A 13,244-nucleotide genomic window follows, 5' to 3' on the forward strand; every position below is an offset into this window, starting at 1 on the left:
ATTTTCTTTTAAAATAAGCTGTGAAATATTACTATACTGATTTTAACTACTAATTTAAGGGGGTAAAGTTTATGGAATGGATTTATTTAGTTACAGCAGGTTTTTTTGAAGTAAGTTGGGCAATAGGGCTTAAATATTCTCAAGGATTTACAAAAATATTACCTAGCATATTAACTATTATAGGAATGATTGCAAGTTTCTATTTTTTATCATTGTCTTTAAAAAGCTTACCTCTAAGTACTGCATATGCAATTTGGACAGGTATAGGAACTGTTGGTACCGTAATCTTAGGTATTATTTTATTCAAAGAACCAATTAATGCAATGCGTACAATTTGTATTGTATTTATAGTTCTTGGAATCGTTGGTTTAAAATTAATACCAATGGACTAATAATCATATATGATTTAGAAATAACAAAAAAATAAGTTAAGTATAGTTTTACTGAAAGAAAGTGATAAGAAGAAAATACGTAGCTATCTAATTTTAATATGAAGGAGGAATTTTAATGACGAAGTTTGTCATTGAAAATGATTTTTGGAGTCTATTTCCAGGTGCAAGGATTGGAGTTGTTGTTTGTCATGTGATAGACAATTCTATAAAAGATGAAGAACAATACAAGGATATGATTTATAATTCAGAAAAGGAGGCCTTAAAATATTTGAAAAATACGGAATTCAGTAGTAACGAAGTTATAAGAGTATGGAGAGAAGCCTTTCAAAAATTCAAAACAAAGAAAGGTGCGAGATCATCTATTGAAGCATTATTAAAACGAGTTCATAAAGGAAATCACATAGGAACTATTAATCCGCTAGTTGATATTTATAATTCTATTTCTTTAAGATATGCCATGCCTTGTGGTGGCGAAGATATTGATACATTCGTTGGAAATATAAGATTAACTAAGGCAGGTGGAAATGAAAATTTTATTACATTAGGAACGGATAAAAACGAACCACCATATGAAGGTGAAATAGTATATAAAGATGATGAGGGAGCAATTTGTAGGTGCTTTAATTGGCGGGAATCAATAAGAACAATGCTTACCGAAAATACAAAGAATGCTTTTTTGTGCATTGAATTAATTGATGAAGGAAGATTAAAAGAGTTTAAAAATGCTTTAAAAGATTTAGCAAAAATAGTACAGGATAATTTAGGTGGAACATATAAGATTTCAATTCTTGATATTAACAATAAAAAAGTATCAATAAATTAATTTGAGGAGGATACCGTCAATGGGTTATTTCAGTTATAAAGATATTTATATTGAAGATGGAAGAAGGGTACTGGAAGTTAACATACTTCCAGAAAAGCATTGTAACTTTGATTGCATATTTTGTCCTATTGGGAGGTCGCAAAATAAGGTAGATACCCAAAGGTCATTTGATAAAATAGAAAGTTCATTGATTGAACTAGAAAGCATGATAGAAAATACAAAACCAGAATTAATTTTTATTAACTCAAAAGGAGAAGCCTTAGTAAATGATAAAATTGATGATATTATTGATTTTATCAAATCCGAAGGTTTACCTATAAGACTGCTTTCTAATGGATATTTACTAGGTAGAGATGAATATATGCAAATTGCTAATAAATGTGATGAAGTTGTTGGAGAGCTAAAAGTAATAACAGAAGGAGATTTCCAAAGAATCCAAAGACCGATTGAAGAATATACATTATCAGAATATATTTCAAATATGATTGCTTTTAATAAACAATACAAAGGAAAATTTATATTTGAAATTACTATCATTAATGGCTATAACGATGATGAAGAATCAATTCAGAAGATAAAAAATATTATTAAGGAAATATCTCCTAACAAGATAATTATTGCAAGAATGGAAGATGAAAGATTTAAGAAAAAACTTGGTATAACTGATGAAAGATTTGAGAAAATTTCAAATGCATTACTAAATATTTAGTAATTCTAATACATAATATTCTTATATAATCCACTAACCATAATTCTATTACAAGCAATAGTAAATTTTTGTAGATAACAAAAGATTAAAGGAGGAGGTGTGTACACATTAATATTGAAAAAGAGAAAAAAGTTTTAGGTATTGAACAGAATATTTTTTTTGCTGGCATGACTAGCTTTTTAACTGATACAACTACAAAAATGATATATGCTATTATGCCATTATTTCTAATGTCTATAGGTACTTCAAAGATAGAAGTATCACTTATTAAAGGAATTGCAGAGAGTACAGAGCATCAGTTCTCAAAGCTTTGTCAGGCTGGTGGAGTGATAAAATTGGCAAAAATAAACCTTTCATGGTTATAGGCAAAGGCAATACTTATAAATTATAAAAGATCAATAGTATTCTAAAAGTTAATTAAACAGTTTTGAAAAGCACATCTATTTGATTATATGGTTAATACATATTATTCTTATTTTGTTTATTAAACTAGAGTAAAAAACGCTCTGGTTTTATTTTTTAGCAAGTAGATTAATTAGACTTTATAAACGTTCTGTCTGATATACAATAAGACATCTAATGCAAACACCTGGATTGTGGAATATATTTTGCCCCTAGTGTAACAGATGCTCCCATTATCCCTAAATGAGAAAATTCGAATACAAATATTTACATTATATAATTACATTACACCCATACAATTTTCATAGTCTTAAAAATAATTTCAAATGGTATCTTTTATATAGTTTAATTCAAATCACATAAATTTCACATAAAAATCTGATTGTTATCACAAAGTTTTCAGTTAACATTCTAACTAACACATAGATAAACTTTAGAAAACTCTAATAAATATAAGTTTTTAGAGTTAATAACCATAATAGAAGGTGATCATTATGATTCTAAAAGAGACAATTTACAATAAGAAATATGAAAAAACATTTTTTGCACTGGGAACTATAAATACAATAGTTGTTTATGGTTCAAGCTGTGAAGATGCTCTGAATAGTGCTTGTAGTAGAGTTCTGGAAATTGACTATAGAATGTCTGCCTTTAATAAATATCCACCAGCTTAGCTGGTGGTTTTTCCTAAGCCCTATAAGGGCACATTACCAGCATTATGCCTCAAGGCATCTTAAAGATCTCGCCAGCCGCAATTTATGTTACTTGCTACCCTTAAAAGGGTCCATGTATTCCTTCATACTTACTTGGTCGGCGATCATATCTTCTTTCTGTTGATTTCTTATATATTCTTCTATTGCTTTTTTATTTTTTCCAACTGTGTCTACATAGAATCCTCTGCACCAAAAGTGCCTATTTCCATATTTATATTTTAAATTTGAAAATCTCTCAAATATCATTAGACTACTTTTTCCCTTCAAGAATCCCATAAAACTTGAAACACTTGTCTTTGGTGGTATCGATAAAAGCATATGTATATGATCTTCACATGCATTCGCCTCTATTATTTCTACACCTTTCCATTCACAAAGTTTCCTTAATATTTTTCCTATCTCTTTTCTTTTTTCTCCATATATTTCTTTTCTTCTATATTTGGGTGAAAATACTACATGATATTTACATCTCCATTTAGTATGTGATAAACTATTACTGTCCATTTAGGGCAAACCTCCTTTGATTATAGATTTGGTTGACGAGACCTCTTCTATTTTATCAAAGTGAGGTTTTTTGTTCACCGCTTAAGCTATTCTGAACACACCTGCATAGCAGGTGGTTTTCATATAGACAATAATATGTCCATCTTTCCACTGGTAAACATGAGCTGGACATATATTAGTGCAGATTTTCTCCCTGCAATTTTCACATATCTTAGCATCCCTAATGGCAAGGTGTGATGTAGTATCAACATTATAGGTATTTAAAAACAATTTATCATCAATATTTACTTTATTTTTAGTATCACTCATTATTTCACCGCCCTAAATAGTTTAAACCCATCTTTAGTTAATCCCCATAATGAACTTCCTTTAGTCATTTGTTTAATAATGAGTTTTTGTTTATCTTTTTTGGATACTCCATCTACTGTAAGCATCTCACTCATTGCTTTATTAGCTGCTGGTATATAATGATTAAAAAAATGTGGATTCTCTTCAAGCACATGAGAAGCATTTTTGTACTTTTTTAAATCTTTCATAATAAAACTGTCTTTAATCAGCTTTTAATAATAAGAAAGTGTACGTTCACTAAATTCATCAAGTTCCTTTGCACGTATTATAGTTTCTGCAGCAAAACGTCCGGATGTCATCCCAAGATTTGAACCCTCCCGATGAATACCATTTACAAACTGGGCAGCATCACCTACCAGTATGACACCATCTCCTACTAATTTAGGTATACTTTTATATCCACCTTCCGGAATTAGATGTGCATAGTATTCGCAGGACTCCCCCCCCCCGGCAATTAAAGGTTTTATCATTGGATGCTGTTTTATATATTCAAGCAGCTCATAGGGCTTTACTTGTTTATTAGCCATCTGGGAAAGCAAGGCACCACAACCAATTGATATATGTTCCTTATTAGTATATATAAAAGCTGTACCTACCATTTCTAACGTACCATCACCAAATATTTCTATAGTTGCTCCCATACCCTTATTAAGATTAAAACGTTCTTCAATTTTCTCTGAAGGTATTTTTAATTCTTCCATAACTGCAAGAACTACTTCATCCTTTCTCCATTCACCATGGAATCCAAGACTCTTAGAAAGCAGTGAATTTACTCCATCTGCAAGAACCACTACATCAGCATAAATTTTCCCATCAGGTCTGTCTGTGGAAACACCAACTACCTTATTACTTTCCACTATACATTCTTTTACAACAGTTTCATTGATAATAAGCGCCCCAGCTTCAATGCATTTTTTTGCAAACCACTGATCAAATTTTCCCCTAAAAACTGTAAAATTATTATAGGGAGGTTTAGACCATTCCATATCTCTGTAACCAGTTTGCACTGCAGAATTCTCATCCATCAACCAGAAGCGCTGTTCAACAACAGGCCTTTCTAGTGGAGCTTCTTTCCAAAAATCAGGAATAATTTCATCCATCATATGACGATATAATACTCCGCCCATTACATTTTTTGCTCCAGGGTACTTTCCCTTTTCAATAACTATAACATCAAGTCCTGCTTTAGCCATTACATAAGCCGCTGAAAGTCCCGCAACACCCGCCCCTACAACAATAGCATCAAATTTTTCAGACAATATGGCCACCTCCCTTTATACCTATATTATCAATCTCTTTATCAAGTAATGCTTGCTTAAACTCTTGAATTAATTTAGGTAATATTTCAAATGCATCCCCTAAAATACTGTATGTGGCAAGCTTCATCATAGCACAATCTGGATCTGTATTTATAGCAATTATAGTTTCAGCTCCCTGAATTCCAACAATATGCTGAACTGCACCTGAAATTCCTACTGCAAAATATAATTTGGGAGCTACAGTCTGCCCAGTCTGTCCAACTTGATATTTATAATCTATCAGCCCTTTCTCTACAGCCCCGCGACTTCCTGCTACCACACCTCCACATACCTTTGCAAGTTCCTTTAACAGTCGAAACCCTTGTTCATTTTGCATTCCCCGGCCACCACTTATAATAATTTTAGCATCCTCCAGTTTCGTATCTTCTGCCTGTTCTTTAATAATTCTAAGAACTTTAGTCTTAAGCCGCTCCTCTTTAATTTTAAATTTCTCTTTTACAAGAATACCTTCCCTACCTGGATCTGGAGCAAGCATCTTCATAACTCTTGGACGTACAGTAGCCATTTGCGGGCGATGATTTTCACATACTATTGTTGCCATAATATTACCTCCAAAAGCAGGACGGCTAGCAAGAAGTACCCCTTTTTGTAAATCAATATCCAGTGCAGTACAATCTGCTGTCAGTCCTGTCCTCAAATGGGTAGCCACAGCACCGGCTAAATCCCTGCCTGTAGTAGTTGCCCCCATTAGTAATATTTCTGGTTTATATTTTTCTATCAAATAACAAAAAGTTTTGTAGTAGGTTTCTGCCCTGTAAAAGTGAAATACTGAATCATCTATAAGATACACTTTATCAGCTCCATACTCAAAAAGTGTCCCTGATATGGATTCAACCTTATCTCCCAGCAAAACAGCAGATACTTGCACATTCAATTTTGAAGCAAGTTTTTTTGCCTCACCTATAAGTTCAAGGGTAACAGGGGCAAGCTTACCCTCAAGCTGTTCGGCGAAAACCCATACACCCCCGTTATATTTATCAAACTTAGTATTTTTATTTAAAAATATCTTATCTTTTTCATTATCAATGTGTATTGTTTTTTGTACACTCTTTTTATTACCTAATATACTTAGTGCAGACACCGGACATACAGAAACACAATTTCCACATTCATTGCATTTTTCTTTGTCAACTGCTAATTTGCCCTGAGAATCAATTTTCAAAGCATTATTTGAGCAATTTGGAATGCAGCCTCCGCAACCTATATAAAAATCTGCAATTATAACTGACATTTAATTATTTCCTCCTCGTATAATATAGTTGTACCAATCAATAGAGATTAGATCATCTCTACTAACGGATATTTATAAATATAAATTAATTATTGTTCGTACATCTCAAGTTCCGTTCTGGAAATTGCAATATCCTTTAGTAAGTCTAAAAATAATAAGAGTGTATCTTCCACAAGGGTAACTTGATTAATAGTTAAATCATTGTATAATATCTTCTGAATAGAGGTTAGATGTATTCCTCCTGGGAGGACTCCTTCGGAGTTCCTATACCCGTGAAAAAGCGTATCATTCCATCAGTGAGATTAGATGTTTAGCTGGTTGAGTTTCTTCCCTTGCGGAAGAATTACTCGTGTCACAAACGAGGTTGTTAGCTCACTGTTAGGTATGGATACTCTGTTCTATCTTCAAAAATATATGAAAAGGAGATATTTACAATGTCAAAATTTTTTAATTTACCTGTAGTAGGTATCGATGTTTCTGCTGATTATTCTATGGTTGCAATACTAGCCCCTGATGGAGCAGTTTATAGAAAGGCTTTCAAGATAATGCACACTTCTGATGGTTTCTCTTATCTTCTCAAAGAAATGAGAAAAGTGGAAAAAGAGTTCTCCATGAAACCATCACTTTTCATGGAATCAACTGGTGTTTACCATTTAACTCTTTTCCACTTCCTAAAGAATAACGAATTAGAAACTTTCGTTATAAATCCTCTTATTACTAATAGTAACAAAAATTTAGGAATAAGAAAAGTGAAAAATGATAAAATGGATGCCTTAACTATTGCAAACATAGCAAAATTTCAAAATATAAAAATGTCTGATTATTTAGATATCCCAATATTTGCTGTAAGATCACTTTGTCGTGATTACTACAGCCTTATAGATAACCGTTCCCAGTTCAAGAAAAAGTTATCTTCTGATCTTAGAACGTTTTTTCCTGGATATCATAATGTTTTTTCTGACGTAGCTGGTGTTACTTCATTAGCAGTTTTAAGTAAATTTTCATCCCCTAAAGCAATTGTTGATGCACCAAAAGATGATTTAATTGCTTTACTAAAGGAAAATTCTTGTAAATCAATTGACTGGTGTACAAACACATATAACAAACTTTTAAACGCTGCACTAAGTGCTGTACAAATAGGAATAACCAATAATTCCTTTAAAGTAACTATAGGCATAAATATAAAGCTTTTAAACATCATTAATGAACAAATTGAAACTCTAGTAAATGAAATAGAATCAGCAGTTAAAAATGACTCAACACCTGCTTCATTTAAGAACAACATAGCATTGCTTCTTTCTTTCAAAGGTATAGGCTTTATTACAGCTGTAACCATAATGAGTGAAATAGGCGATCCTACAAGGTTCAAGCATCCAAAAGAAATGGTTGCTTTCTTTGGAATTGACCCTTCAGTTAGTCAATCCGGGAAATTTAATAGTGACCAAAATAAAATGTCCAAGCGTGGTACACGCTTTGGTAGAAGAGCACTTTATGCTGCTGCTCTTGCATCAATAAGAAAATCCAAAACTGGTAAACCAATTAACAGTGTTCTTTACCAGTATCGCAATAAAAACTTAAATGGTAAGAAGAAGAAAGTTGCTCTTTGTGCAATTATGCACAAACTTGTAAAGTACATATTTGCAGTTCTTAGAGATCAAAAGCCTTATGAAATTCGTGAACCAAAACTGCACAACCAAATGTATGTTACTAATTTTTCAAGATCAGTTTCTTAACCACTTAGACAAATTAATTATGGTCCAAATTGGATAAATTATTTCCAATTTAGTTTTAGTAAAAATTTGCCATAGTTCGTATTTTTTTATGGTTTGTTTGCCATGCTCTTTTTTGCTCTTAAATTTAGTAAATAAATTTTTTAAATTAACTATTGACTTTTACTAGCTGGTCTTTAATTTATCTACCAGCGTTTTTACTACTTGTTCTGTACTTCCATGGAGCAGCTCACCACCTGCTCTCTTTGGCGGAGGGAATATGCGGCGAACTGAAGTTGGAGATCCCTTAAGCCCCAATTGAGTCAAATCAGCCTTAAGGTAATCAATCCCCCAGACTTTTGATTTATAACGTGCTGCTCTAATCATATTTGGCAATGGTGAAAAGCTTAACTGATTAATATTTTTTTCAATAGTAATCAGGCAGGGCATTTCAGATTGAACAACTTCATACCCATTATCAATTTTTCTATATATTACAATATTGTTTTTATTAATATTTAAAGATTCTATTTTCTCAACATAAGTTAACTGAGGTATTCCTAACCGGCTGGCAATTCCAGGACCAACCTGGGCAGTATCACCATCTATAGCTTGTTTACCGCAAAATACCATGTCAATTTTTTCTATATTCATTATTCTCTTTATACCCATTGCAAGTATATAACTAGTAGACAGTGTATCTGATCCTGCAAATGAACGATCTGAGAGAAGGTATCCTTCATCTGCCCCCATTTCTATACATTTTTTAATCACTTCCTGTGCCTGAGGTGGACCCATAGATATAATTGAAACTTTACCTCCAAATTTATTTTTAATTCTAACTGCTTCTTCAACTGCATGAGCATCATATGGATTAATAATGGTAGGTGCACTAGATCTATCCAGAGTATTGGTTTTAGGATCTATTTTAATTTCTGTAGTATCAGGCACTTGTTTCACACAAACTAAAATATTCAAGAATCATCAGCTCCTTATTTTATAACTTAAATCAAGTAATTTATTTTCAGATACCTTATTCAATATCTCCTGTCTTACGGGTATATAATATAAATTCGATGTGAAGATGATATGAAGATCTAAATAAAACTTTAAAAAACTAGAAAACCTGAAAACCAACGCTTTTCTAGTTTTTTATATATTTTTTTCAGTTCTTCATATTATCTTCACACTAAGTTTATATTATATAGGCGTTGATACAGTCTATCATTAAAACCTTAATTAAAGCTAGTAATTATTAAGTATTTTAAATAAAAAGGTGGTGAAATTATAATTGAAATTCGAAGAAATGTATATACCCATAAATAAAGAAATATCCTCTGTAGAACAGGAATTAACAAATATATGTAAAAACTTTAAAGCAGGTTCTTTACAAGAGATTTTAAATCATTTTTTTAAAATTCCAGGCAAAAAGCTACGTCCTACTTTAGTACTATTATCCTCAAAAATAATTAACGAACAATTGCCGCCAAAAACTTATCATCAATTAATTCAATTATCTGTTGCCCTTGAATTAATTCACAGTGCAAGTTTAATTCACGATGACATAATTGATGATGATTTCCTGCGGCGTGGACAAAAAACTTTAAATAAAGTATATGGAAGGAAAATAGCAGTACTAGCTGGTGATGTTATTTACTCCCATGCCTTCTATATTGTCACTAACTCATTACCAAAAGAATATGGAAGAGAAATAGTTAAATTAGCAGAAAACATGTGTTCTGCAGAAATACTGCAAGCAAAAAATACTATTTCTACAAAGGAAGTATATTTAGAAATTATTAAAGGTAAAACAGCATTATTCATGGCAATATGCTGCAAGCTAGGAGCTGCTTTGGCTGGAACTTCAGGTGAAGCAGCTGCATTACTAGAAAACTATGGTTTCAACCTAGGTATGGCCTATCAAATAGTAGATGATTATATAGATGGGGACCAGGATACTGCTCTAAATGTAACTCTTGAGGATGCACATAATTTTGCTAAAAATTCACTAGATTTAGTTAAACCATTTAAAAACTCTTGTTATAAAGAAACTTTAATAAATCTAGTAAACTACATCATGAATTTTTCACATTCCAAAGTAAGTAATGCTTAAGGTGATTTGAGATAATTACAAAAATAATCAATAAAATTGAATGAAAGAGGAGATTATAAAATGAATCAAAAAATAACTAGAAGTGTAATTTTAACCTTAATTTTCAGTTTGACATTTTCAGTACTTGTATTTGCAAGTAGTGGAGGTAAACAAATCCATAAACAAGTTGATAGTATAAATGCTTCAATTATGTTTAATAGTGAAGAAGTAAAGACAGGAAATAATGATTTTACAATAATGTTAAAAGATAAAGATAATCAACCAATAAGTAATGCTGATGTAAAAGTTACAGTTGGAATGGATGGCTCAATGGACATGAGTTCACACGACATGGGAGACTCTAAAACAATGTCTACCGAATTAAAAGAAGGCAGTGAAAAAGAAGAATATGTGGGAAGTGCTAATTTTACTGATAAAGGCACATGGAATGTAAAAACCATGTTTACTGCAAATGGACAAGATAAAAATACAATTTTTAATGTTGATGTTGTTAGCAGCGGACCTAATTGGTTTATAATTGGAGGCTTCTTAGGAGCAATTGTACTTATTATTGTTATTGCAGCTTTAAAAAAGAAAAAAGCAAAAAGTGCATAACTCCAAAGGAGGTATATTATGTCAAGTCATAATGATTGCCAAAATAAATCAGGCAAACAAGACAATATAAATTTGCTGAATAATAAGACATTTACTAGGTTTATAAAAAGTAAATGGTATCCAGGAATATTTCAGCTACCGGTAGCACTAATCTTTGCATTTATTGTATTTGAACTCATTGTCGGTCCAGCAGAAGCACATGACAATTTCGGTACTGCAGGAACATGGGTATTATGGTGGCCTTTACTACCTATAATTTTACTTTTTTTAGGTAGATTTTGGTGCACAATTTGTCCTTTTGGAACTTTAAATGATGTGGTACAAAAATTCGTTGGAAGTAACAAACCTGTTCCAAAATTCTTAAAAAAATATGGCATATGGATTATTGACGGAATATTTCTTATGATTACCTGGAGTGATCATATTTGGGGCATTGTAGAATCACCACGGGGTTCCGGAGTTCTTCTTTTGATGATTACCACAGCTGTTGTACTTTCTGGTGCACTCTTTGAAAGAAGAACATGGTGCAGATATTTATGCTTTCTAGGAGGTTTATCTGGTAACTATTCCAGAACAGGTATGCTCGAACTGCGCGGTACTCCAGAAAAATGTTCAAAATGTAATGTTGCAGCTTGCTATAAAGGAGGAAAGTCAGCTCCAGGTTGTCCTATGTTTGAGTTTCCAAGAACTATGGACACCAGTGCCCAATGCAATTTATGCGGACACTGTATAAAAAATTGCCCTAATAATTCAATCAGGATAACCCCGCGTGTTCCAACCAAAGAATTATGGTTGGTTAAAAAACCAAAGTTAGAGGTTTCTTTCCTGGCAATCGTAATTATGGGTATTGTATTTGTACAAAATATAACCATGCTTAATATATGGAATAGCATCTTAAAATGGCTGGAAAATGTCACTGGCACAACAAGCTATTATGTAACATTCACTGTAACTTTCATTATAGCAATGTTAATACCTATTTTACTACTTGCTTTTACTAGTTTATTAGCAAAAAAATTTAATGGTGCTTCACTTAAGGATAATTTCACCAAATTCGGATATGCTATTATTCCTTTAGATATGACCGGACATATTGCACATAACCTATTTCACTTACTTGATGAAGGTAAATCAATTGTTTACACAGCAATGGGTGTTTTAGGAATGCAGATTCCCAATTCCTCTGCAGCAATGCTAGATACTTCAACTATTCAAGCGCTTCAGTATATATTAATTTTCCTAGGAACTATAGGTTCAATCTATACTGCATATAAAATGCCAAAAAATAGCAAAGGTGATAAAAAGCCCCTAGGCACTTCTGCTGTTTATACAATACTAATGTTATTCTTAGCGGTTATAAATATAATTTTATTCTCAATGCCTATGGCAATGCGTATGTAATTTGATTTTCATTTGGAGAAGATTATATCTTCTCCAAAACCTATCAAGGAATATTAGAAAGAAGGGAAAAAATGTTAGTAACAAAATTTAAAATATGGTTTAAAGCTGTAAGACCCTTTTCCTTCACTGGTTCCATAATTCCCGTAACCTTAGGAGCCATATTTGCAATAAAAGAATCAAAATTTCAATTGGGATATTTTATCTTATCACTAATTGCTATTGTTTTATTACAAGCAAGTGCCAATTTACTTAGTGACCATGATGATTTTAAAAATAGAGTTGATACAAAAGATTCTTATGGTTCAAGTGGTGTTATACTTAAAAATCTATTGACGTCAAAAAAGGTATATACAGGTGGATTTACTTTATTAGCCTTAGGAGCTTTTATAGGAATATTTCTATCATATAAAAGAGGATTATTGGTTTTGTTAATAGGGTTAATAGGTACTCTAGCTGTATATTCATATACTGGAAAACCTTTATCTTTGAAGTATAGAGGCTTAGGTGCTCCCCTTGTATTTTTAACATTTGGTCCTTTAATGTTAATAGGCTCCTATTATGTACAAGCACAAAATATAAGTATGGAAGCATTTTTTATTTCCATACCTGTCGGTTTATTAACTACCGCAATTTTACATGCTAATGATATAAGAGATATACGTTACGATAAAAAAGCGGGAATAAAAACTTTATCTATAATAGTTGGAAAAAGCAGTGCCCAAAATATTTATTACAGTTTTGTAATTTTATCATATGTTTCTATAATAATAATGTGTTTTTATAAAATACTTCCAATTTGGAGTCTATTTTGTTTAATTACTATACCTACAGCCTATAAAAATATAAGAAAGTTATACTCTGTGTCAGATTCGCCTTCAGGTATAGTATCCCTTGATAAAGATACCGCACAGCTTCAAGGACAATTTGGTATTATACTTATTCTTTCGCTGTTAATACCTTTCATTGTAAATTTAAGGGGGTAAAAT

At 31.9% G+C, this 13,244-nt stretch carries 16 protein-coding genes; 10 read left to right on the forward strand and 6 right to left on the reverse strand.

Annotated features, from left to right (window positions below):
* Positions 1-71 precede the first annotated feature (71 nt).
* From AB3K27_RS11250 to AB3K27_RS11270, 5 genes are all read left to right on the forward strand, one after another.
* A complete protein-coding gene (locus AB3K27_RS11250; protein ID WP_368487532.1) occupies positions 72-392 on the forward strand; it encodes a multidrug efflux SMR transporter in 321 nt (106 codons plus the stop codon).
* 115 nt (positions 393-507) lie between these two features.
* Positions 508-1,215 (forward strand): B3/4 domain-containing protein, encoded by a 708-nt coding sequence (locus AB3K27_RS11255; protein ID WP_368487533.1) that lies wholly within the window; start codon positions 508-510, stop codon positions 1,213-1,215.
* A gap of 19 nt (positions 1,216-1,234) precedes the next feature.
* On the forward strand, positions 1,235-1,924 hold the full coding sequence (locus AB3K27_RS11260; RefSeq protein ID WP_368487534.1) for a radical SAM protein: 690 nt from the start codon (positions 1,235-1,237) through the stop codon (positions 1,922-1,924).
* A 167-nt stretch (positions 1,925-2,091) separates the two neighbouring features.
* Positions 2,092-2,289: a hypothetical protein gene (locus AB3K27_RS11265; RefSeq protein WP_368487535.1), complete on the forward strand. Its 198-nt coding sequence runs from the start codon at positions 2,092-2,094 to the stop codon at positions 2,287-2,289.
* Positions 2,290-2,820: 531 nt separating this feature from the next.
* Positions 2,821-3,000, forward strand: coding sequence for a hypothetical protein (locus AB3K27_RS11270; protein ID WP_368487536.1), 180 nt, complete (start codon positions 2,821-2,823; stop codon positions 2,998-3,000).
* An 87-nt stretch (positions 3,001-3,087) separates the two neighbouring features.
* On the opposite strand, the gene tnpA is transcribed toward AB3K27_RS11270, so the two are convergent.
* The 5 genes from tnpA to AB3K27_RS11295 all read right to left on the reverse strand — a co-directional run bounded on the left by tnpA (position 3,088) and on the right by AB3K27_RS11295 (position 6,441).
* Entirely contained in the window at positions 3,088-3,543 is a 456-nt protein-coding gene (gene tnpA / locus AB3K27_RS11275) for an IS200/IS605 family transposase (protein ID WP_368487531.1), read from the reverse strand.
* A gap of 81 nt (positions 3,544-3,624) precedes the next feature.
* Positions 3,625-3,852 (reverse strand): 4Fe-4S ferredoxin, encoded by a 228-nt coding sequence (locus AB3K27_RS11280; RefSeq protein WP_368487537.1) that lies wholly within the window; start codon positions 3,850-3,852, stop codon positions 3,625-3,627.
* Entirely contained in the window at positions 3,852-4,079 is a 228-nt protein-coding gene (locus tag AB3K27_RS11285; protein WP_368487538.1) for a hypothetical protein, read from the reverse strand. Before AB3K27_RS11285 ends, AB3K27_RS11280 begins: the two co-directional genes overlap by 1 nt.
* 24 nt (positions 4,080-4,103) lie before the next feature.
* Positions 4,104-5,150: an FAD-dependent oxidoreductase gene (locus AB3K27_RS11290; RefSeq protein WP_368487539.1), complete on the reverse strand. Its 1,047-nt coding sequence runs from the start codon at positions 5,148-5,150 to the stop codon at positions 4,104-4,106.
* Complete coding sequence (locus AB3K27_RS11295; RefSeq protein WP_368487540.1) at positions 5,143-6,441, reverse strand: FAD-binding protein; 1,299 nt, start codon at positions 6,439-6,441, stop codon at positions 5,143-5,145. The genes AB3K27_RS11290 and AB3K27_RS11295 overlap by 8 nt, the downstream gene beginning before the upstream one ends.
* A 434-nt stretch (positions 6,442-6,875) precedes the next feature.
* Here AB3K27_RS11295 and AB3K27_RS11300 point away from each other — a divergent pair, with 434 nt between their 5' ends.
* The gene (locus AB3K27_RS11300; protein ID WP_368487541.1) at positions 6,876-8,174 is read left to right on the forward strand and encodes an IS110 family transposase; all 1,299 of its coding nucleotides are present in this window, start codon (positions 6,876-6,878) and stop codon (positions 8,172-8,174) included.
* A 162-nt stretch (positions 8,175-8,336) separates the two neighbouring features.
* On the opposite strand, the gene AB3K27_RS11305 is transcribed toward AB3K27_RS11300, so the two are convergent.
* Positions 8,337-9,128: an electron transfer flavoprotein subunit beta gene (locus tag AB3K27_RS11305; RefSeq protein WP_368487542.1), complete on the reverse strand. Its 792-nt coding sequence runs from the start codon at positions 9,126-9,128 to the stop codon at positions 8,337-8,339.
* A 313-nt stretch (positions 9,129-9,441) separates the two neighbouring features.
* On the opposite strand from AB3K27_RS11305, the gene AB3K27_RS11310 reads away from it, so the two are divergent.
* The 4 genes from AB3K27_RS11310 to menA all read left to right on the forward strand — a co-directional run bounded on the left by AB3K27_RS11310 (position 9,442) and on the right by menA (position 13,241).
* Positions 9,442-10,263 carry a polyprenyl synthetase family protein gene (locus AB3K27_RS11310; protein WP_368487543.1) on the forward strand — a complete coding sequence of 274 codons (822 nt, stop codon included), beginning with the start codon at positions 9,442-9,444 and terminating at the stop codon, positions 10,261-10,263.
* 36 nt (positions 10,264-10,299) lie between these two features.
* On the forward strand, positions 10,300-10,857 hold the full coding sequence (locus AB3K27_RS11315) for a FixH family protein (protein WP_368487544.1): 558 nt from the start codon (positions 10,300-10,302) through the stop codon (positions 10,855-10,857).
* Positions 10,858-10,875: 18 nt separating this feature from the next.
* Positions 10,876-12,258: a 4Fe-4S binding protein gene (locus tag AB3K27_RS11320; RefSeq protein WP_368487545.1), complete on the forward strand. Its 1,383-nt coding sequence runs from the start codon at positions 10,876-10,878 to the stop codon at positions 12,256-12,258.
* A gap of 71 nt (positions 12,259-12,329) precedes the next feature.
* The gene (menA, locus tag AB3K27_RS11325; protein ID WP_368487546.1) at positions 12,330-13,241 is read left to right on the forward strand and encodes a 1,4-dihydroxy-2-naphthoate octaprenyltransferase; all 912 of its coding nucleotides are present in this window, start codon (positions 12,330-12,332) and stop codon (positions 13,239-13,241) included.
* The last annotated feature ends 3 nt before the right edge of the window (positions 13,242-13,244 follow it).

This window comes from Clostridium sp. BJN0013, from assembly GCF_040939125.1.
In the GTDB taxonomy this organism is placed as follows: domain Bacteria; phylum Bacillota; class Clostridia; order Clostridiales; family Clostridiaceae; genus Clostridium_B.